Source organism: Vibrio sp. JC009 (assembly GCF_029016485.1).
In the GTDB taxonomy this organism is placed as follows: Bacteria; Pseudomonadota; Gammaproteobacteria; order Enterobacterales; family Vibrionaceae; genus Vibrio.
The window spans coordinates 1,021,483-1,042,035 of sequence record NZ_CP092107.1; the positions used below are offsets into that span (position 1 = coordinate 1,021,483).

Consider the following 20,553-nt stretch of genomic DNA (forward strand, 5'->3'; position numbering starts at 1 on the left):
TAACTTTTGAAAAAATCGGTAATTGATTTGTTTTCAGGCTTTAATCTATCAAGCAGTAATAAGAGCAACCTGGCCGCAGAGCTGGCAGGCAGCCGCCTGGCAGAAGTCACTCCTGTCAACCGCCATGAGTTTATGCTCTTTAAGGAACTGCTCTACAAACAGGCCGGTATTCATCTGGCGCCGTCTAAAACAACGTTGCTGGAATCGCGTCTGGGCAGCCGTCTGATCTTTTACGGCTTCAAAACCTACTTTGACTACTATCAGCAGGTTCTCAGAGATGAGAATGAGCTACAGATTTTTATTGATCTGCTGACCACCAACGAAACCTTTTTCTTCCGTGAAATTGCGCATTTTGACTATCTTCAGCAGCATATTCTTCCCCATTACCGGTACAGCCCAATGCGGGTCTGGAGCGCGGCCTGTTCCTCCGGGGAGGAAACCTACAGTCTGGGAATGATTCTGGACGACACCTTGGTAAACCGGAACTGGGAACTGATAGGCTCGGATATCAGCCAGAGGGTTCTGGAAAAAGCGGCCGCCGGTCACTACCAGATGCAACGCCATGAAGGCATTCCGGCACAATACCTGAAGAAATACTGCCTGCGCGGAACCGGCTCTCAGGAAGGCACGCTTCTGATTCATCAGGGTTTGCGCGAACGGGTTCAGTTCAGCCAGGTAAACCTGAATGCCCAGCTTGCCACTATGGGCCAGTTTGACGTGATTTTCCTGCGCAATGTTCTTATCTATTTTAATCAGGAAAAGAAAGAAGATATTGTAAGACGGGTAGTAAACCAGTTAAAACCGGGTGGCCACTTATTTATCAGCCATACAGAAAATCTTCAGGGAATAGATTTAAAATTAAATATGATTCGCCCATCTATTTTCCAGAAATCGGGTGGCACTAATTAGTTTGTTTGCATATAAAACATATGTCATATTTAATATAACGAATAAAAAATAATTGGATTAACGCCATGATAAATGTTCAGTTAGTTGATGATTCAGCTCTGGTTAGAAAACTTCTTCAGGAACAGTTAGAAAAAGCGCCGGGAATTACCATTTCGGGCTCAGCTAGAGATCCTATCTTTGCCATGCGAAATATGGAAAAGCAGTGGCCGGATGTCATTATTCTGGATATTGAAATGCCACGTATGGATGGCATCACCTTCCTGAAAAAAATCATGAGCGAAAGGCCAACCCCTGTCATTATCTGTTCTACCCTGACAGAAAAAGGCGCAGATACCACGATGCAGGCAATGGCTGCCGGTGCTGTAGATATTATCACTAAACCTCAGTCGGAGTTGCGCTCGTTTATGCAAGAATCAAGAGACAGGTTGGTTCATTCAGTAAAAGCGGCCGCTCAGGCAAGAATGGCTAAGGTCCGGGCCTCATCCTCAACTGGAGCAAAATTAAAACCAACACCTCCGGAGCCAACTGAAAAACTGACAGCGGATGCCGTTTTACCCGCTCACTCAGACAGAAAGGTGTTCAATACCACAGACAGGGTGGTTGCTATCGGCACCTCAACCGGTGGCACTCAGGCACTGGAAAAAGTGCTGACCCGCCTGCCCCGCACGGCACCGGGCATTGTGGTTGTTCAGCATATGCCGGAGCAGTTTACCGCCGCTTTTGCAGAAAGATTGAACCAGCTCAGTGAAGTGACCGTAAAAGAGGCAAAAACCGGCGACAGGGTCATGCCGGGCACAGTGCTTATCGCCAATGGCGGTAAACATATGCTGTTAAACAGAAGTGGCGCGCAATACACTGTGGTGATCAAGGACGGACCTCTGGTAAGCCGTCACCGCCCGTCGGTGGATGTGCTGTTCCGCTCCGTTGCAAATGCTGCAGGCCAGAACTCCATCGGCATTATCATGACAGGTATGGGCGATGATGGCGTCAAAGGCATGCTGGAAATGAAGACCTCCGGCGCGGACACCTATGCCCAGGATGAAGCCTCCTGTGTGGTATACGGAATGCCTAAAGAGGCAGTCAGGCATGGCGCAGCCATGTATGAGGTTTCCCTGGAGAATATTCCGGAATTGATCGCTTCTTTTTCGTGAGATTAATTCCAAAATTAAATTTAATGTTTCCGAATTAATTATAGGTTAACCCAAAATACAAGGTTATTGATTATTTTATAAACGGGCATGATTATCCTAATAACATCAAGCCCGTTTAATTTTATGAAAGATAGATTTTAACACTCAAAACAGCTCACTAAAATGAGTTAATTATTAATAAATGGATTTATCTAAAAACTATTTATTCAATATAAATACAATTCCATCAGATGATTATTCCTTACGTATTAACTTTAACCAAAAACACCAATTTTTTTGATAAGAAACTTAACCAAGTTTGAATTTTTGTCTAAGATAACTAAGTAGGCACAAATAATTTATACATATTGCCGGGCTAGGGACGTAAAAAGAAATGAGTAAAACAATTTTAATTGTTGATGATTCCGACTCACTCAGACAGGTCGTATCCATCGCACTAAGCGGTGTCGGGTATACTGTACTAGAGGCCAGAGACGGAAAAGAAGGCTTGCTGCAACTGAATGATAACCGGGTTCACCTGATTATCAGTGACTTTAATATGCCAAATATGAACGGCATAGAGTTTGTCAGAAATGCCAAGCAGATAAACAAGTACAAATTTACCCCAATACTCATGCTCACCACAGAGAGCCAGAAGCATCTTGTCGAAGAAAGTAAAAAAGCCGGGGCCATCGCGTGGATGCTCAAGCCATTCCGGCCTGAGAAGATGATAGATACGGTAAGCAAGCTTATTGCTTAACCCTCTTCTGCCGACAAGTAACCGGGGTCAATTCACATGTCTTCCACTGTCTTTCAGCTACCTGAAGAATTGATGGTCTATAACGCATCCGAGATACACGCTGAACTATATAAAGCAATGCTCGGAGCCTCTTCGATCTCACTAGATGCCGGTAAGGTTGAAGAGATAGATGGTGCAGGTTTTCAACTGCTGCTCTGGTCCCGGGTTAAGTGCCAGAAATTGAGCAAAGGCTGGGAGCTTGTTAAACCAAGTGAAGAAGTGAGTAACTGTTTTGCGCAGCTTAACCTTCCTCTTCCGGCCGGTATCGATGAGGAGGAGTTATGATCCCGGGAATGGAACAGGCGGTAATTACCTTTGTTACCGAATCAAAAGAGCTGCTTGAAGAGATGGAAGCCAGCCTTCTCCAGCTGGAAGAAAATGGTGCGTTCGCGGATGATGAGCTGATTAACTCCGTATTCCGCTCTATTCACACCATTAAAGGCAGTGCAGGGATCTTCGGCTTTGAGCACGTAGTAAATCTGACTCATATTGCAGAAACCATCCTGAGCCAGGTCAGAAACAGTGAAACCAGGCTGGATAAATCTTTAATCAAGCTGTTTCTTTCATGCCGTGATATAACCGATGAGCTGGTTCTCAACGCCTCTGAAGACCGCGAACCTGACTGTATACTGCTGGACAAGTCACAAAATTTGATAGAGGCACTGACCGCATACCAACCAGATATATCCGGTGCGCCCTCGTCCTCATCAACACAGGACTCAGCTCAGGATAAAGAAGAGCAACCAGACAAAAGCAGCAATACCAAAGAAGCTCAATGGTATATCTCCTTCCGGCCAAGGCCTCATGTTTTTCTTGACGGCATTGACCCCCTTTCCTGTATCCGGTATCTGAACAAACTCGGCAGAATCAAGCATCTGGATGTCATTCAGGATCAGTTGGCAGGGACTTCGGATTTTGACCCCGAGCTCTGTTATCTGGGGTTTGAAATTGCCTTTATCGGTAATGTCAGCAGACAGGAGCTTATTGATGTTTTTGAGTTTATTCAGTCCGATGCTGATATCACCATAATTCCGCCTGACAGCTCCGTTCAGGACTACATCTCTCTGATTAAAAGGCTGCCTGACAACAAACAGAAAGTCGGCCAGATCCTGGTTGATGCGGGCGCATTAACCCGCAAGGAGCTGGAGTCCGGCCTTGCACTGCAAAATGAGCTGAAGGAAACACAGGGCAAACCTCCGCTGATTGGTTCAATGCTGAGTGAATCCGGTAGCGTCAGCCCGGAAGTGATTCAGGCCGCCATTGAAAAACAGACAATAAAGGCCGGTAAAACCATACAAAAAGTCCAGACACTGCGGATAGAAAACGACAAGCTGGATACCTTGATTGATCAGGTAGGGGAAATGGTCATTACCGGAGCCAGAACCAATCTGCTGGCACGCGAAACCGGCAGTGAACCCCTGATCGAAGCCATGGAACTGCTTGGCCGTCTGGTGGAAAACATCCGTGACAGCTCACTGAAACTGAGGATGGTAAAAATCGGCAACACCTTTAATACCTTCCGGCGTGTTGTCCGGGATATTGCCGAAGGCATGGAAAAGAAAGTGATCCTGAATACTAAAGGTGATGAAACCGAGCTGGACAAAACCTTTCTGGAAAAAATCAGCGATCCGCTTATGCATATTGTGCGCAACGCTATCGATCACGGAATAGAAACACCTGAGGAAAGAATTAAAAAAGGAAAGCCCGAGTCCGGTGCCATTGTATTGAACAGTTATCACGATTCAGGATCCGTTGTGATTGAGGTCAGTGATGACGGCAGAGGCATAGACAAAACAAGGGTGCTGGAAAAGGCACTGGAAAAAGGGCTGATTTCAGAACAGGCCAGACTCAGTGACAGAGAAATTTATGCCCTTATGTTTGAGCCTGGTTTTTCCACCGCCGAACAGGTTACCAACATCTCAGGCCGCGGCGTCGGCCTTGATGTGGTTAAACGCAATATCGAATCCCTGCGCGGAGAAATAGAGATTGATAGCGAGCCTAATCAGGGTTCAACTATCCGTATCCGCCTGCCGCTGACCTTGTCGATTATCGACGGCTTTATGTTTGAGGTCGGAGGCGAAATGTATGTGATCCCGCTTGATACTGTCGTCGAATGCATCGGGCTTCACGACGTCACTCAGGAGTGCCATGTCAGGGGCAGCCACTATATAAATCTCAGAGGCGAAGCTTTACCTTTTATCAGGCTCAGGGAGCTTTTCGACTGTCACAATAAACAGGGCAATGACTCAGAAACTCTGGTTATTCTCCAGTCCGGAAAGCTAAGGGCCGGCATAGTGGTAGATACGCTCAAGGGAGAGTTGCAAACGGTAATTAAACCGCTGGGACAAGTGTTCAGACAACTCAAATGCTTCAGCGGCGCAACCATATTGGGCAACAGTGATGTAGCAATGATTTTAGATGTACCGGCGTTAGTCCGCCTGGCAACGTCAGTACATGAAAAGAATAACAACGACACCGGATTAGCGTTGAGCCAGGAAGAAAGCACCAAGCACCTGGATTTAACCGCAGAGCCGTTAACAGCCTGATAGACCGGTAGAGGAATTGTCTATGGAAAATATTTGTAAACAAATAGCCGCAATGGAAATTGCTTTCGTTCTGATGGATAAAGACTGCACTGTATTAACAGCATCAGACAAAGCCGTACAACTATTCGGTTGCAAAGCGGGTAACTCTCTGTTTCAGGATAATAAGCTACAGTTTCTTAATCCGGATTATGAAAGCTACCCATTTGAATCTGAGTTGAGAGCACGTCTGGCAAAAACGCCATCTTCGGATATTGAGGTGGGAATTACCTCTGAAAGCTTCGCCATTAACTGGTACAGGGTGAAGTTAACCGGCTATGAAGACAATTATATTCTCTTTCTGGAAGATATTACCGAACTGGTAGGGACAAGACGCCTGAACAAACAGCTGTCTGAACGCGACTCTCATACCGGCCTGTTCTACAGGGAAGCCTTTCTGACCGAAATCAAGACTCATTATGATCAGGGTACGGTTTGCTGTATCCGCATCTGTAATTACCAGAGAATTAAAGAGATCTGGGGAACCGCTGTTGCCAATCTGGTCTTTATGGAAATACTGGCACGGGTTCAGTCTGAATGGGAATACGCCATCTGCTGTAAACACTCCATAGACAGTTTTAATATTTTTGTTGATTCCGGACATGAGCTTGAGATTGAGCCGCTGTATAACCGCCTGAATGAGCCCTTTCATTTCAACGGACATAACTTTTTCAGCAATATCGCCCTTGGCTACTATCAGGAAAAAGAAGGTGATGAGCTGGAGCGGAGCCTGAACAAAGCTGAAATGGCGATACTGGATGTGATTGACAGCCGTCATCGTCTGGCAGAATTTCAGGAAGAGCTGGCCAGCCATATGGAGCATCAGACCCGGCTTGAAGCTACTTTCCAGCACGCCATAAACTCAGGCGCAATAGACGAACAGTTTGAAGTGGTTTTCCAGCCGCTGAATGATGAGAAGAGAGGCACGCCTGCCGGCGCCGAATGCCTGATGCGCTGGAAACTGGATGGCAGCTATGTTTCACCGGTGGAGTTTATTCCGATTGCAGAACGGCTGGGAGAGATTTCTGAACTGACTTACCTGACCATCCGCTCAATCGCCTCCATCATCAAAAAGATGCAAAACAGCGGTCTGGACTACAATCAGTATATTTTTGCCGTCAATATCAGCGTGGTTGAGATATTAGATGTCGATTTTGTGGACAAGATCTGCAACTACATCAACAAACATCAGCTTAGCCCTAAACAGATAAAGCTGGAGCTTACTGAGTCGGCGTTTATTGATAATTTCAGCTATGTGAATTCTGTCCTGACCAAACTACAGCACAGAGGCTTCAGGATATCCATTGATGACTTTGGTACCGGTTTTTCCAGTCTGAGCTACCTGTGCCGGCTGAATTTTGATGAGATAAAAATCGACAAATCCTTTGTTGACGATGTTGTCTCAAACAGAAAAATTCAGACCGTGTTCAATACCATAGTCTCTCTGGCCCAGAACCTGGACAAGCCGGTTGTAGCAGAAGGGGTTGAATACAGTGACCAGCTAGCTTTCGCCAGAATAAAAGGCATTCAGTATGTGCAGGGGTATTATTACAGCAAGCCGCTAAGCAGTAATGATTTTGTCGAGTATCTGCTTGAACATCAGGTAACAGCTTAACTCCGGCACCTGGCAAACCTCAGCCAAAATCTCATTCCCACGCCCACCGCGTGGGAATGTTTGTCTTAGCAACTACACAAGGCAGATAAAAGGCGCGAACTAGACAATCTTCTCAGCAGAAACAATCACACCATCCGTATCTGCATATAAGTAATCACCGTTTTTCACTTCAATATCACCAAAGGCAAGGTCAACACCCTTTGCACCTTCAGTTAACGGGATGTATTTGCGCGAACAGGTACCTAACGCATACAGGGCTACCGGAATATCTTTGATCTGGAAGGTGTCTCTGATGTAGCCATTAACAACGATGCCTGAATAGTTGTTGTTTCTTGCAAACTTCATCAGGTTTTCACCCACCACGGCGTAGTATTCACGATCCACATCAACCACAACAACTTTACCTGTGCCATCTTCGTCACGAAGCAGTTTGATCAGTTCCGAATTGTTCTTATCCAGTTTTACGGTTACGACTTCACCCTGACATTTCTCAGCGCCACCGAAATTTGAATAACCAGGGCCTAAAACACTGACTCGTTCCGGGTACTCGTCACAGATATCTGCGGTAAAAAATTCCATATAAATTCCTTCCTTAATAGGTATTGGTCACTCCCGCATAATAGCACTCTGTGAACATTTTTTTACATCTTTTTTGAAATCATGTACGGTTACGCTACTTGGTCAAAAAAACACTAAAACTCCCCATAAAAAGACTGCTTCAGAAGCCGTTCAGAGCAAGTCTGATTAAATATAAAAATAGACCATTCCGGGGAGTCATAAACACAGGATTTCAGGTTAAAAACACAATATGAAAGTAGTTACGGGCGTAGTCGGCAATGATATCCACGTTGTTGCTAACCGACTCATTGAACTCTCTCTCGACGCCAGAGGCTATGAGGTGTTCAATTTAGGTGTAAATACGCACCTTGAAGAGTTCTTCGATGCCGTGGTGGAAACCGGGGCAGAAGTACTTTTGATCTCTTCACTTAACGGTGAGGCCGAAGGCTGGAGCCGTGAGGTCAGAGCGTTAAAATCCAAATACAAAGGATTAGATGATCTGATCATGATGATTGGCGGTAACCTGACCGTTGGTACCGGTGATCCGGAAGAGATTCAGGAAAAGTACAAAAAGTATGGCTTTGACCTGGTGTGTCACCAGGTAGACTTGAACGTCGGCCTTGACCTTTTGGATGATTTAATAAGGGAGAGGAATTTAGCATGAGCCTGCTTCAGGAAGAAAGAGAGATCATTTTAAGCAACGAATATGTCGACAACTTTGACTTCGACGAAGTAAAAGAATTTGTTGCCGGTGCCAGCAAAGAGCTGTTTATCTCTCACCATTTCAAAAACAAAAGCAAGATGTTAGTACAGCCACGTGGCGGCTTCCCTACTTATAAAAAACAGTTTGCCCTTAACGAATTTTTCGTCAATGCCAACGTTGATGTACTTCCGCTGACAATCGATTCCAACACACGTCTGAATGACTACGGCACGGCGAAAAAGATGCTGCGCCTGAGTGAAGAGAACGATGTGGATATGCTGAACGGTTACCCGCTGGTGAACCACGGCTACCGTACTACGCGTAAGATGATTACCCACTTTAATAAGCCGGTCAGTCTGCGCCACGGTACGCCTGATGCGAGGCTGCTAACCGAAACGGCTATCGCTTCAGGTATCTTCGAGATCGAAGGCGGACCTATTACCTATCTTCTGCCGTACTCAAAGAACTTCCCGCTGGATAAAGCCTTTATGTACTGGAAGTATGTAGAGCGCGTGTGTGCGAAATACTCTGAGCTTAACGCACCGATTAACCGTGAGTCCTTTGGCCCGCTTACAGCGACGCTTGTACCGCCGTCAATCACTATCGTTATCCAGCTTCTGGAAATGCTGCTTGCCCTTGAAGAAGGCGTAAAATCTTTCTCTGTCTCCTTCTCTCAGACCGGTTCTATGAATCAGGATATCGTGATGGGTGCGGTCATTAAGAAAATGGCAAGACACTATGCAGAATCTATTGGCTGCGGCGATGCTGCCATTCATCTGGTTTATCACCAGTGGATGGGCGCATTCCCGACCAATAAAAGTTATGCAGAGCAGCTGATTAACATGTCTACCGTTATCGCCGCTATGGTTGGTGCAGATAAGATCATCACCAAGACCCGAGAAGAGGCGTCCGGTATTCCGACGAAAGAAGCGAATGCAAAAACCGTTGCCGATACTCAGTACACGCTGGGCATTCTCAATGGCCTGCCTAATATTGTTGACGAACAGGAAGAAGAGATCCTGACTGCCGAAGTGATGGCAATTATGGAAGCTGTGTTTAACGACCCGGCCGATACGCTGTGGCGTAAAGTCTTTAACTCCATCAAGTGTGGCATTATCGATGTGCCTTTCTCACCGCACATCATCAACCACAACAAGATGATCACCATCAGGGACGCCAATAAGAACATCCGCATCATTGATCGCGGCGGTGTGCCAATCCCTGATCGCTGCTTCGAGTACGAACGCTCGCAGTGCGACCTGAACAAAGACACCACCAGTATCGTTAGCGACATAATTCATGATATAGGCATTATGCAATGAGCCAGGAAAAACTATTTATCGACATCGGCAGTACCTACTTCAAGGTTTCCGACTCACAACATATCGAGCAGCACTTCAGGGATTTCAACAAAGACATCCTTGATGACCTGATGCAGAAATGCGGCACACGGGTGAGCCAGTTCAACCAAGACGATATCTATATCTGCTCTTCCGCAAATGGTGGCCTGAGCACGCTGATTATTGGTGTGACAAACTCATTCTCGCTGAAGTACGCGACAAACATTGCCTTTAACTCAGGCATCAACATCATTGATACCATCCTGTATCAGAACATTGAAGACTACTCTGTTCCAAGTGATCTGGTGGATGTGGTTATCGTGGTTGGCGGTGTAAACAGTAACGGCTCTATTTTTGGTGATGAGCTGTACAACTATCTGGAGCAGTTGAACTACTCCAACATTGTTTACGTGGGTAACGAGCAAGATGCTCAGTCTGTGGCTGAAAATGTAGAGAACCTGGTGACGCTGCCGAACATCATCGACAGCCGTCTTCATATTGTGGAAGAACACCTGAAAGAGTATCTGACCAACCTGTATCAGCAGGATATTGAAGGTAAAGAGGACATTAAGAGCCTGTACCAGATCACCTCTAATCAGATCTTCTCAACACCTTACATCGTAAATCAGGCGCTGCCTCATATTGATGCAGGCTACTCTGTGGTGGACCCGTTTATCGTGCTGGATATCGGTGGTGCAACGACGGATATCCACTACTCCAAAGATCTGGTTATCGATGAAAATATCGTAACCGAAAACGAATATGACCGTCTGGTATTCAAAAAACTGGGCGTGTACAAATCCAAACAGTCACTGATCTTTGCAGCGCAAAACAACGAGTTTGTTTATGAGCTGTTGATGCACCTGAAAGTGACGGAAAACATCTTCGAAGAGCAGAGCGAAAAAGCCACCAAGATACTGATGCAGCTTGCTATCTTCCTGGTGCTCTGCAAAATTTCTCATTACCGTAAAGCCTATATCAACCTGAAATTGCTGGCGATCAATTCTATAGTAATCACAGGTGGTATTACTAAAGTGCTTTCAGTTGAAGAGGTTGAAGACATCATCGCCTTCTTCTACAAGAAAATTATGACGTCGGAACATAAGCCTGTGACCATTATGGACAGCAACTATGATATCTGGACGTTAGGCGCAAAAGGAAAACTAGAATGTCAATAAACTGTATCCGAACCCTGCTGGAAAGTGCCGTTAAGACACATGCGGATAAAACCGCTGTCACTTTGGACAGCAGCAAGGTTACCTACGCGGAGCTCTATAAAAAAGTCAATCAGGTCGCACTCTACCTGAAGGAACTGGACCTGCCTAAAGATTCACGAATCGGCATCTACTCCAATAAGCGGATTGAGCAGGTCATCGCCCAGCTTGCGATCCTTTCAACCGACTATATTCTGGTGCCGATGTCGAAAATGCTCAAGCCAGAGCAGGTGAATTACATCATCAAAGATTGCGATATCAAGTGCATTATCACGGATAAAGCGAAGCTGGAAAGCCTTGATGAGATCAACTACGAAGGCCATGTCATCTCCTATGATATCGCCGGCAGCGAGATTGCTTCGTTTGAAGAGATCTACAAGTACTACAACAAACCTTACGAGTGCGACATCAGCGGGCACGACTCCGCAGTAATTACTTACTCCTTTGGCCTGTCAGGCACACCAAAGGGGATAGTTATCTCGCACCGTAACCTGATTGACTCAGCTCGTGTGGTTTCTCTGTATCTGAAACTGACTGAAGACGATGTTATCTCAGGCGTTCTGTTCTTCAATCTGGACTATGGCCTGAATCAGGTGTTCTGTAGCCTGTACAAGAAAGCGACCCTGGCACTGCACCGCTTTATCCTGCCGGATGAGTTCTTCAGCCACCTTATTGACGATCAGGTGACGGTTCTTCCGGTTATGCCGGTTTACATCTCTCAGATGTTTGAAGAAGGCACAGCCCGTATTCCGAGCCCTGAACTGTTCGACAAGGTTCGTATCATCACCTCTTCCGGCGGTAACGTTAACCGCAGAATGGTGGATGACTGTAAGCAGACTTTCCAGAAGGCTGACTTTTACTCAATGCATGGTCTGACAGAGGCCTTCCGCTCTACTTACCTGGATCCGTCTCAGATTCAGATAAGACCGGAATCTATCGGTAAAGCGATCCCGGATGTGGAGCTTTATGTCCTGAATGAAGAGGGCAAAGAGTGTGCACCACGTGAAGTGGGTGAGCTTATCCACCGTGGCGGCTATATCTACAAAGGCTACTGGAATGCACCGGAAGAGACAGCGGAACGTTATAAGTCGGTTTCTATCCTGAAGGATGCGATTAATCTTGAGGGCCAGCTGGTCGATGAACTTGTTGTGGCGACCGGCGATTATGTTTACCGCGATGAAGAGGGTTACCTCTACTTCGCCTATCGTAAAGATGACATGATCAAAACCCGCGGCTTCCGCGTTTCTCCGTATGAAATCGAATCGGTAGTAGCCAAGAACCTTCCGGATATCGACCGCTGCGCCGTATTCGGTATGGAAAACGAGCTTATCGAAGAGGAAGTGGTACTGGTTTACTCAGCACCAAGCCAGATCAGCGAAACTGAGATCCTGTTTGAGCTGAACAAACACCTGGCGTCCTACATGATCCCGGCCCGTATCGTTTACAAGAAGCACATGCCGCTTCTGCAAAATGATAAAAACCGGGTGAATAAGGAAGCACTGAAAGAAGAGCTGTCAGCCTATTAACCTTTTATAGGGACAGGCACCTCAACTACGGGGACAGACACCTTAATTATGAGGAAAGGCACCTTAATCCTGTATTTATTAATTCGGACGCCAGCACCATGCTGGCGTTTTTATGGGGACAGGCACCTTAGTTACAAGGACAGACACCTTATTAGGTATTCAACGGATTTCTAATCAACCCAAAGCGGGCAAAACTCCTGCGGTGATCAAAAACTGCGCGGCAATAATAACAAAGCCGCTACCAGCAGCCAGAGTCAGGCTCATGCCACCACCCTTTACTTGGTATAGGTTGTCATATGTTGCGTTGGAACGTGCTTTTTTCACCATAGCTACCGGCAAAAAGATCGCCAGAACCACAAGTGCAATCGCAGCGTAGCCTAACGCAGTAATAAACCCTTGCGGATAAAAAAGCGCGAAACACATCGGAGGCAGAAAGGTAACCAGTGCAGATAGAATGCGGTTCTGACTCTGTCCGCTTTTCTTCATCGAGTCACCAAGGAATTCAAACAGACCAAGGCTCACACCTAAAAATGAGGTCAGCAGTGCCAGGTCTGCAAAAATACCGATTATCTGACCCAATTTACCAAAGTGAATTTTCTCAGACAGTGCTCCGATAAGCCCTGTCAGCCCCTTATTATCAAACAACTCCTGCTGACTGATCACCCCAAGCGTCACCGCCTGCCAGAACAGGTAAATAACCAAAGGGATAGCAGAACCGATAACGATAGCCTTCTTTAGAGATCGGGTATCGCCATCCAGATAATTCACAATTGCCGGAATACTGCCGTGGAAACCAAACGAAGTAAAAATAACCGGAATAGCTGCAACAACCAGCCCCTTTTCCAGCGGCATGTTAAGCAGATAAGCTTCGGTGACATTAGGTGCAAGGAAAAAAAGTACTATAACCATTACCGCAAGCTTGGTTGCGAAGAGAAGCCGGTTAATACGGTCAACTGTTCCAGTACCGATAGTTACAACCGAAGCCACAATCAATGTAAAAATAACTGTCGCAGTCTGGTTGCTTATGGATATGCCCGACAGTTGCCCGATACGCTGTCCAAACTGAGCCCCGCCACCAGCAATATAAGCGGCGCACAGAGCATAAAACAGAAACAACATGGAAATACTGGCAATCCATTTACCTCTGTTACCCAGAAACTGTTTTGCCAGAGTATGCAATGTGGCGCTAGCCGGAGCATGCTGATGCAATTCCAGCATCAATAATGCGGTATAGGTCATCAAAGCCCACAGCAGCAGCATCACCGCAAGAGAAGTAGTAAAGCCGATCCCGGCAGACGCGAGAGGAAGAGCAAGCATACCGGCACCAATTGTGGTACCCGCAATGATCAGTGTGCTTCCAAGAACTTTTGAATTTAGCATTGTAAGGATTTATTTACGCCATTAAATTAAGACAGGGACAGACCTTAACCTTCGATACAAACCTATTCAACGTAATATGTAAATTTGCAACCACAGTAATTGTAATGAATATTTTACACCAACTTTGCCGGGACAGGCACCTTATCAATGAGGACAGACACTCGATCTATTTTCACACCAGAAATAAGTCAAAGACGCGTTTATAGACGCCTGTTTACCCACAAACCACCAAACTTAAAATCTCTATTTTTGGGAAACTACCGCTTGTTGGTTTCTATCTGCATACGAAACCCAAATCGCTTTGGATTTGTTATCAAATTAGGAAGGGAAAATGCACTGTAGGTTAAGTTAAGGAGTACCCAACAACCCTATGTCGATTAAGCTCAGGAATTGCTCTTTCAATACTCCGTTTGTGGCCAACCAATAAAGCGCGCTTACATTCGAGACAGGTACATATTTGTAACCATTCGCTCTGTTCAGATTTTAGTCGCTCCAAAATCGGAGGTAGACTATTATCAATACTCATCTTACCTTCCCGAAGTTGCCGCCCGGTCCAATCGACTAATTCAATATAGTCCATCAAACGAAATGGTATTCCTTCCGCATTAGTCCTGCTTCCTGCAAAAGGATACAATCCTGCGGGTGTTGCTTTTGTTTCGATTAAATTATCTATCCGCTCTTTGATCGAAGTATGCTCAGATTTTTCCGGAGTTTCTGCTTCACCCGCCCGAACCGGATTTAAATCAACGTAGGCCATGGCTGCCAGTACTGCTTTATCATCGACCAAAGCCTGACTCTTAAAGCGACTCTCCCAGAAATGCCCTCTACATTCGTCTTCCAGGTTGGCTTTTTTAGCTATATCCATATTGAGCTCTTTCATAAACCAGCTTAGATTGAACAAACGTTCACGCCAATCATCAATGATAGCCTGAGCTTTTAGATATTCTGTTTCAGATTTCAGTTCTCTGCTTAGAAGTCGCTGAATTAATACAGGTTGATGATGCTGAGATGACCAGCGCTCAATAACCTCCACATCTGATAATGCTTTAGCTTTTTTTCTATTGAGGTGCACCACTAGGTGATAATGATTACTCATAACTGCATAGGCGCAAATATCAATACAGTACATCATCGATAGCTCTTTGATACGGGCTTCTATCCATTCTCTGCGGTGTTCATAGCAACGCTGTGACTGAGCATCGTATCCACATAAATAGGTCCTGCGTACACAACGGGAAACACAGTGATAATAAGAGGTTACATTGGGGTTTACCTGCTGGCTTCTGGCTGTAGTCATAGTGGTCACCTAAATAGAAAACGCCATAAATGGTATCTGTTTTAGGTAAGAATTAATTTTTTGATTCAGTAGGTTACGAGCCAAAGAACATAAATCTGCAATAAGGCGGTCATGTTGCATCGGGTGCCTGTCCTAATAACTAAAGTGCCTGTCCCGATAATATTCTCTCACTTTTTGCTGTTAACTCTTTCCAAACCCAAAAAAGTCAGTAGACTCGGGATCCTGTTTTAAGTAACCCTGTTTTTCTCCGGAGTGTGTTAATTGGAAAAGCATGAAGAAGTATTAGTTTCCCTCAGACAAATTATCCGAGCGATCGATCTGCATTCAAAAAAGCTTAGTAAAGAAGCTGGTTTAACCGGGCCGCAGCTGATTCTGATGCGCTCAATCAGAGAACTGGGCGAAGTCACGATCAGACAGTTGTCCAACCACACTAATATGAGTCCTGCAACCGCAACGACAATTCTGGACCGACTGGAGCGTAACGGCCTGGCCGAAAGGATCAGAAGCACAACGGACAAAAGAAAAGTGCATGCCAATCTCACTGAAAAAGGCCTGCAGTTGCTCGACTCAGCTCCGCTTCCCCTGCAAGAGAATTTCATCAATAAATTCCAGAGCCTGGAAGAGTGGGAGCAAAGCCTGTTGCTCTCTTCCGTTCAGCGCATTGCAGGTATGATGAACGCTGAATCTTATGATGCAGCACCTGTACTTGAGCTGGGCAGTATCACCGACCCAGGCGTAACATCCAAGTAAGCACTTTTCCGCAGCATCCCGCATAAGAAACACCCTGATACCTCTTGGCCTCGCTGGCTGAGAGGTATTTTTTTGCGACTAACTCTTTATAGCATTAGTTTGAACAATAACGTTATTTAATATATCACTAAAAAGACCAGCTAATTTCGTTAGACATCTACCCAGAGAAAATCGAGGGTAATCGCTTATATTCAGAGAGTTAATTCACAAAAATTTCAGTAAATTCACTCATACTAACATTTCTATCATCTGCATCGTGAATTTATGGTTACAGATCTAATAGTTTGAACACTAACTAAAATGCATGTATGCTTATTAACGTTTTAGATACATGGACAAAAAAGGATTTAACCATGAAATGGAATTATGCAGCGCTTGCACTGTTTGCAAGTGCGTCTGTTCAAGCCAGTGAATGTGGCCACGTAACTATCGCAGATATGAACTGGAGCTCTGCCAGTCTGATTGCCAATATTGACCGATTTGTTCTGGAGCACGGATTTGAGTGTGATGCAGAACTGGTTCCTGGCGATACCATGCCGACTACTGCCTCAATGATCGAAAAAGGCCAGCCCGATATTGCCCCGGAAATCTGGACTAACGCGGTAAAAGAAGCTATCGACAACGGTGTGAGCGAAGGGCGTCTTGCCTACGCAGGGGAAGCACTGGTTGACGGTGGTGAAGAAGGTTTCTGGGTTCCGAGTTATTTGGTAGCTAAATACCCTGAACTAAAAACAATTGAGGGTGTTAAGCAGCACCCAGAACTATTCTCACACCCAGAAAACCCTGACGCTGCTGGCTTCTACAGCTGTCCGGCTGGCTGGAACTGTCAGATATCCAGCGGAAATCTGTTCAATGCACTTAACCTTGATAAAGCTGGCTTTGAGCTTATCGATCCGGGTTCAGCTGCCGGTCTGTCAGGCGCTATTGCAAAGGCATACGAACGTAAAGAAGGATGGTTTGGTTACTACTGGGCACCAACTGCCATTCTGGGTAAATACGAAATGGTTAAAGTGGACTTTGGCACCGGCGTTGATAAAGAAGAATTCCTGAACTGTACTTCAATGGAAGACTGTGATGCACCGAAAGTCACTATGTACCCTAAAGCTATAGTAAACACCGTTGTTACAGACGCTTTCTCGAAAAAGAATCCTGAAGCGATGCAGTACCTGGAAATGCGTGGTTTAAAAAATGCAGATCTAAACAAAATGTTGGCATGGATGGAAGATGAGCAGGCTGACGCTGAAGAAGCAATGTTCTACTTCTTTGAAACATACCCTGAAATTTGGAAAACATGGGTATCAGCATCTGTAGCAGACAAAATTGCTGCTGAGCTCTAATATAAAATTTTGTTGTATTTAGAGTAACCTGAATAAGGTTACTCTTTTGATTTAAAGGATATAGTCATGGCCGATAGTAGTTGGTTGACCAGCTTCCCGGAAATGGAGCGTTCCAGTTTACGTGCCATACGTAAAGCACTTGATGGCGCATATAAAGATTTCTCTCGTGAATATGGCGACTTAATCGAATCCATATTTGACCCTCTTCTCTCTTTTCTTATCTGGTTTGAGAAGCTGCTTTTAAGCACTCCGTGGTGGCTGGTATTAATTATCTCGACGGGTTTAGTTTACCTTGCCAGTCGCTCAGCCAAGCTTGCTGCCGGCTGTGTTGTTTCTCTGTTGCTGATTGGTTATTTTGGCATGTGGGAAGATACGATGCGCACACTAAGTATCATAACCGTGTGTACATTCCTCGCCATCGTGCTTGGTATTCCAATTGGTATTGCAATGGCACGTTCAAATCGTGTACAGGCTATTGTGACGCCTATGCTTGATGTCATGCAAACCATGCCAGCATTTGTGTACCTTATCCCTGTCGTCATGCTTCTGGGTATCGGTAAAATTCCAGGCCTGATTGCGGTTATCATTTATGCAATCCCGCCTGTAATTCGTCTGACCAACCTGGGCATCCGCCTGGTGGATAAAGAAGTAATGGAAGCCGCAACCGCATTTGGTGCCAACAAATGGCAACGATTGGTAGGGGTGCAGCTCCCTCTGGCCATGCCAACTATTATGGCAGGTATCAACCAGACTATTATGATGGCCCTTTCCATGGTGGTTATCGCTTCTATGATTGGTGTTAAAGGTTTGGGACAACCAGTACTGAAATCCATCACCAACCAATATTTCACCCTTGGCCTGCTTAATGGTTTCGCCATTGTTGCTCTGGCAATACTATTCGACCGCGCTTCTCAGGCTTATGCGAAACGCACCCAGGCACACTTGGGAGGAAACAAACATGACTAAGCCACTGATTAAGATTTCCGGCCTGTACAAGATTTTTGGCCCGAAACCAAAAAGCATTCTGCCTATGGTCAAAGAAGGCCAAAGCAAAGACGAAGTGCTGGCAAAAACAGGTCACACTGTAGGGCTAAAAGATATCAACCTTGAGATAAACAAAGGTGAGATCTTTGTGATTATGGGCTTGTCCGGCTCAGGTAAATCTACTCTAATCCGTCACTTTAACCGCCTTATCGACCCTACCGAAGGGCAGATCGATGTAGAAGGTGTGGATGTCATGGAGTTTTCAGCCAAGCAACTGGAAGAGTTCCGCAGACATAAGATGTCGATGGTTTTCCAAAGATTCGGGCTGTTCCCGCATCGCAAAGTTCTGGAAAACGTTGGTTACGGTCTTGAAGTACAGAAAATCCCAAAAGAAAAGCGCCTGGCACAGGCCAGCGAATGGCTCGAAACGGTTGGCCTGAAAGGCTATGAAGATCAGTACCCTTCTCAGCTATCAGGCGGTCAGCAGCAGCGTGTCGGTCTTGCAAGGGCTTTATGTACCAATGCCGAAATCCTGCTTATGGATGAAGCCTTCTCCGCACTTGATCCGCTTATCCGAAGTGAAATGCAGGACCAGCTGATTGAACTTCAGGAAACTCTGCATAAAACCATTATCTTTATCACTCATGACCTGGACGAAGCTCTTCGCCTTGGTGACAGAATTGCTATCCTAAAAGACGGTGAGCTTGTGCAGCAAGGAACGCCGGATGACATCCTGCTTAACCCGGCTACAGATTATGTAGAAGCCTTTGTGAAAGATGTGAACCGAGCACGGGCACTGACTGTAGAAACAGTTATGCAAAAACCTGCGCTGCGTATTACGGCAACCACGATTGCAGAAGCGCTTAAGCAGATGAAGATGAAGAATCAGGACTACGGCTATCATGTAACCGAAGACGGTTATCAGGGCCTGATCACTGAAGAAGGTCTTAAAGATGCAGCCAACAGCGAAGGCGACTTAATTGAGCCAACGATTTACGAGGATGTCCCGACCATATCTCCGGAAGCGGCCATCGAAGAGGTCCTTACTGAGTCGATCTCTTCTGATTACTCTCTGCCGGTAATTGATGAAGACGGTAAGCTGAAAGGTGCTCTAGAGCGTGAAAAAGTCGCTGATATTTTCTCAGAAAAGTCTCAGGCAAGTGAATCCGAAGAAGTAAAAGAAGGCTGATAACCAGTGACAAAAAGTGTAATGAAAGCCGTAGTCACCACCGGAAATGGTGGCTACGACAAATTGGTTTACAAAGATGTTCCAGTTCCTGAGTTAGAGCAAGGCGAGGTACTGATAAAAGTACTTGCAGCCGGGGTGAATAATACCGAAATCAACACCAGGCTCGGCTGGTACTCCTCCTCCGTTACTGCTTCGACCAACGATACTTCCGATGAAAGCAGTGAAGCGGATGAAAACAAGGCAGACGGTGGCTGGAATGAAGGTACGCCATTCCCATTCATTCAGGGTACTGACTGTTGTGGCACAGTGGTCGCAGTTGCTGATACCAGCGACGAAGACTTGATGGATAAACGAGTGCTAATCAGACCTTGTATCCGCAAAACGGATTTCAGCTCTCTGGAAAATATCTGGATGGGTTCAGACTTTGACGGCGCATTTGCTCAGTACGTTAAAGTGGCTGCCAGTGAAGTATTTCCAGTAGCTTGTGATTGGTCAGACGCAGAGCTGGGAAGTATTCCCTGCGCCTACGGTACATCGGAAAATATGCTTCATAGAGCAGAGCTTAGTGCAGGTGAAACCGTACTGATCACAGGTGCATCCGGCGGTGTTGGCTCGGCTACGGTACAACTGGCAAAGCGCCGCAATGCAAAAGTAATTGCCATTGCCGGTAAAAGTAAGCATAAAAAAGTTCTTGAACTGGGCGCTGATATCGTACTGGACAGAAGTGACGACTGGCTGGCACATCTGGGCGAACAGTCTGTTGATGTTGTGGTAGACAATGTTGCAGGCAATGGATTCCCCGCCATGCTAAAACTTCTCAAACGTGGTGGCCGTTTTGTTTCTTCCGGTGCCGTAGCAGGCCCAATAGTCGAGCTGGATATGCGGGATATGTACCTAAAAGACATCAGGCTTATCGGAACAACCGCCTGGGATGAACCCGTCTTTCCAAATCTGGTGAAATATATAGAGCAAAACGAAATCCGCCCGGTAGTCGCAAAAACCTTCCCGCTTGAAGAAATCGCGCAAGCACAAGAAGAACTCCTTATGAGGACACACACCGGAAAGTTTGTTCTGATCCCTTAACTCCTACGGGGACAGGCACCTTAATTGTAAGGACAGGCACCCAAATTAAGGTGCCTGTCCTCGTAAGAAAACCCACAAACTAATCGAAATTAAGATGCCTGTCCCCATAAGAAAACCCAGCCCACAGAATTACAAATGAAAGGAAGCTAAGCTAGTC

Annotated in this window: 18 protein-coding genes; 15 read left to right on the forward strand and 3 right to left on the reverse strand. The window is 45.8% G+C overall.

Annotation, left to right across the window (positions count from 1 at the left end):
* The first annotated feature begins 6 nt into the window (after positions 1-6).
* From L3Q72_RS19390 to L3Q72_RS19415, 6 genes are all read left to right on the forward strand, one after another.
* Entirely contained in the window at positions 7-909 is a 903-nt protein-coding gene (locus L3Q72_RS19390) for a protein-glutamate O-methyltransferase CheR (protein ID WP_275132194.1), read from the forward strand.
* A 65-nt stretch (positions 910-974) separates the two neighbouring features.
* A complete protein-coding gene (locus L3Q72_RS19395) occupies positions 975-2,060 on the forward strand; it encodes a chemotaxis response regulator protein-glutamate methylesterase (RefSeq protein ID WP_275132195.1) in 1,086 nt (361 codons plus the stop codon).
* A 373-nt stretch (positions 2,061-2,433) separates the two neighbouring features.
* The gene (locus L3Q72_RS19400; RefSeq protein WP_275132196.1) at positions 2,434-2,799 is read left to right on the forward strand and encodes a response regulator; all 366 of its coding nucleotides are present in this window, start codon (positions 2,434-2,436) and stop codon (positions 2,797-2,799) included.
* A gap of 36 nt (positions 2,800-2,835) precedes the next feature.
* Positions 2,836-3,123, forward strand: a complete 288-nt coding sequence (locus tag L3Q72_RS19405; protein ID WP_275132197.1) for an STAS domain-containing protein — start codon at positions 2,836-2,838, stop codon at positions 3,121-3,123.
* On the forward strand, positions 3,120-5,384 hold the full coding sequence (locus tag L3Q72_RS19410; RefSeq protein ID WP_275132198.1) for a chemotaxis protein CheA: 2,265 nt from the start codon (positions 3,120-3,122) through the stop codon (positions 5,382-5,384). The genes L3Q72_RS19405 and L3Q72_RS19410 overlap by 4 nt, the downstream gene beginning before the upstream one ends.
* 22 nt (positions 5,385-5,406) lie before the next feature.
* Complete coding sequence (locus L3Q72_RS19415; protein WP_275132199.1) at positions 5,407-7,035, forward strand: GGDEF domain-containing phosphodiesterase; 1,629 nt, start codon at positions 5,407-5,409, stop codon at positions 7,033-7,035.
* A gap of 99 nt (positions 7,036-7,134) precedes the next feature.
* Here L3Q72_RS19415 and L3Q72_RS19420 read toward each other — a convergent pair whose 3' ends face one another.
* Positions 7,135-7,614, reverse strand: a complete 480-nt coding sequence (locus L3Q72_RS19420) for a hypothetical protein (RefSeq protein ID WP_275132200.1) — start codon at positions 7,612-7,614, stop codon at positions 7,135-7,137.
* Positions 7,615-7,843: 229 nt separating this feature from the next.
* Between L3Q72_RS19420 and glmS the strand changes: the two genes are divergently transcribed.
* Genes glmS through L3Q72_RS19440 form a run of 4 tightly spaced genes read left to right on the forward strand, consistent with a single transcriptional unit; the run spans position 7,844 to position 12,376 of the window.
* Positions 7,844-8,257 carry a methylaspartate mutase subunit S gene (glmS, locus tag L3Q72_RS19425; protein WP_275132201.1) on the forward strand — a complete coding sequence of 138 codons (414 nt, stop codon included), beginning with the start codon at positions 7,844-7,846 and terminating at the stop codon, positions 8,255-8,257.
* A complete protein-coding gene (locus tag L3Q72_RS19430; RefSeq protein WP_275132202.1) occupies positions 8,254-9,618 on the forward strand; it encodes a hypothetical protein in 1,365 nt (454 codons plus the stop codon). The genes glmS and L3Q72_RS19430 overlap by 4 nt, the downstream gene beginning before the upstream one ends.
* Positions 9,615-10,814, forward strand: coding sequence for a glutamate mutase L (locus L3Q72_RS19435; RefSeq protein WP_275132203.1), 1,200 nt, complete (start codon positions 9,615-9,617; stop codon positions 10,812-10,814). The genes L3Q72_RS19430 and L3Q72_RS19435 overlap by 4 nt, the downstream gene beginning before the upstream one ends.
* Complete coding sequence (locus L3Q72_RS19440) at positions 10,805-12,376, forward strand: AMP-binding protein (protein WP_275132204.1); 1,572 nt, start codon at positions 10,805-10,807, stop codon at positions 12,374-12,376. Before L3Q72_RS19435 ends, L3Q72_RS19440 begins: the two co-directional genes overlap by 10 nt.
* A gap of 174 nt (positions 12,377-12,550) precedes the next feature.
* Here the strand turns inward: L3Q72_RS19440 and L3Q72_RS19445 are convergent, their stop codons facing one another.
* Both L3Q72_RS19445 and L3Q72_RS19450 read right to left on the reverse strand, forming a co-directional pair.
* On the reverse strand, positions 12,551-13,756 hold the full coding sequence (locus L3Q72_RS19445) for an aromatic amino acid transporter (protein ID WP_275132205.1): 1,206 nt from the start codon (positions 13,754-13,756) through the stop codon (positions 12,551-12,553).
* Positions 13,757-14,099: 343 nt separating this feature from the next.
* Positions 14,100-15,053 (reverse strand): transposase, encoded by a 954-nt coding sequence (locus L3Q72_RS19450; RefSeq protein ID WP_275132206.1) that lies wholly within the window; start codon positions 15,051-15,053, stop codon positions 14,100-14,102.
* Between the two features lie 261 nt (positions 15,054-15,314).
* On the opposite strand from L3Q72_RS19450, the gene L3Q72_RS19455 reads away from it, so the two are divergent.
* From L3Q72_RS19455 to L3Q72_RS19475, 5 genes are all read left to right on the forward strand, one after another.
* On the forward strand, positions 15,315-15,803 hold the full coding sequence (locus L3Q72_RS19455; RefSeq protein WP_275132207.1) for a MarR family transcriptional regulator: 489 nt from the start codon (positions 15,315-15,317) through the stop codon (positions 15,801-15,803).
* Between the two features lie 353 nt (positions 15,804-16,156).
* Positions 16,157-17,140 carry an ABC transporter substrate-binding protein gene (locus L3Q72_RS19460; RefSeq protein WP_275132209.1) on the forward strand — a complete coding sequence of 328 codons (984 nt, stop codon included), beginning with the start codon at positions 16,157-16,159 and terminating at the stop codon, positions 17,138-17,140.
* Positions 17,141-17,206: 66 nt separating this feature from the next.
* Positions 17,207-18,106: a proline/glycine betaine ABC transporter permease gene (locus L3Q72_RS19465; RefSeq protein WP_275132210.1), complete on the forward strand. Its 900-nt coding sequence runs from the start codon at positions 17,207-17,209 to the stop codon at positions 18,104-18,106.
* Positions 18,099-19,313 (forward strand): glycine betaine/L-proline ABC transporter ATP-binding protein, encoded by a 1,215-nt coding sequence (locus tag L3Q72_RS19470; RefSeq protein WP_275132211.1) that lies wholly within the window; start codon positions 18,099-18,101, stop codon positions 19,311-19,313. The genes L3Q72_RS19465 and L3Q72_RS19470 overlap by 8 nt, the downstream gene beginning before the upstream one ends.
* Before the next feature lie 21 nt (positions 19,314-19,334).
* Positions 19,335-20,396, forward strand: coding sequence for an alcohol dehydrogenase family protein (locus tag L3Q72_RS19475; RefSeq protein WP_275133758.1), 1,062 nt, complete (start codon positions 19,335-19,337; stop codon positions 20,394-20,396).
* The last annotated feature ends 157 nt before the right edge of the window (positions 20,397-20,553 follow it).

Bases quoted from the DNA above. Each gene is read 5' to 3' on its own strand.
- L3Q72_RS19395 (WP_275132195.1), top strand. From the start codon at position 975: ATGATAAATGTTCAGTTAGTTGATGATTCAGCTCTGGTTAGAAAACTT.
- L3Q72_RS19400 (WP_275132196.1), top strand. From the start codon at position 2,434: ATGAGTAAAACAATTTTAATTGTTGATGATTCCGACTCACTCAGACAG.
- L3Q72_RS19405 (WP_275132197.1), top strand. From the start codon at position 2,836: ATGTCTTCCACTGTCTTTCAGCTACCTGAAGAATTGATGGTCTATAAC.
- L3Q72_RS19410 (WP_275132198.1), top strand. From the start codon at position 3,120: ATGATCCCGGGAATGGAACAGGCGGTAATTACCTTTGTTACCGAATCA.
- L3Q72_RS19415 (WP_275132199.1), top strand. From the start codon at position 5,407: ATGGAAAATATTTGTAAACAAATAGCCGCAATGGAAATTGCTTTCGTT.
- L3Q72_RS19420 (WP_275132200.1), bottom strand. From the start codon at position 7,614: ATGGAATTTTTTACCGCAGATATCTGTGACGAGTACCCGGAACGAGTC.
- glmS (WP_275132201.1), top strand. From the start codon at position 7,844: ATGAAAGTAGTTACGGGCGTAGTCGGCAATGATATCCACGTTGTTGCT.
- L3Q72_RS19430 (WP_275132202.1), top strand. From the start codon at position 8,254: ATGAGCCTGCTTCAGGAAGAAAGAGAGATCATTTTAAGCAACGAATAT.
- L3Q72_RS19435 (WP_275132203.1), top strand. From the start codon at position 9,615: ATGAGCCAGGAAAAACTATTTATCGACATCGGCAGTACCTACTTCAAG.
- L3Q72_RS19440 (WP_275132204.1), top strand. From the start codon at position 10,805: ATGTCAATAAACTGTATCCGAACCCTGCTGGAAAGTGCCGTTAAGACA.
- L3Q72_RS19445 (WP_275132205.1), bottom strand. From the start codon at position 13,756: ATGCTAAATTCAAAAGTTCTTGGAAGCACACTGATCATTGCGGGTACC.
- L3Q72_RS19450 (WP_275132206.1), bottom strand. From the start codon at position 15,053: ATGACTACAGCCAGAAGCCAGCAGGTAAACCCCAATGTAACCTCTTAT.
- L3Q72_RS19460 (WP_275132209.1), top strand. From the start codon at position 16,157: ATGAAATGGAATTATGCAGCGCTTGCACTGTTTGCAAGTGCGTCTGTT.
- L3Q72_RS19465 (WP_275132210.1), top strand. From the start codon at position 17,207: ATGGCCGATAGTAGTTGGTTGACCAGCTTCCCGGAAATGGAGCGTTCC.
- L3Q72_RS19470 (WP_275132211.1), top strand. From the start codon at position 18,099: ATGACTAAGCCACTGATTAAGATTTCCGGCCTGTACAAGATTTTTGGC.
- L3Q72_RS19475 (WP_275133758.1), top strand. From the start codon at position 19,335: ATGAAAGCCGTAGTCACCACCGGAAATGGTGGCTACGACAAATTGGTT.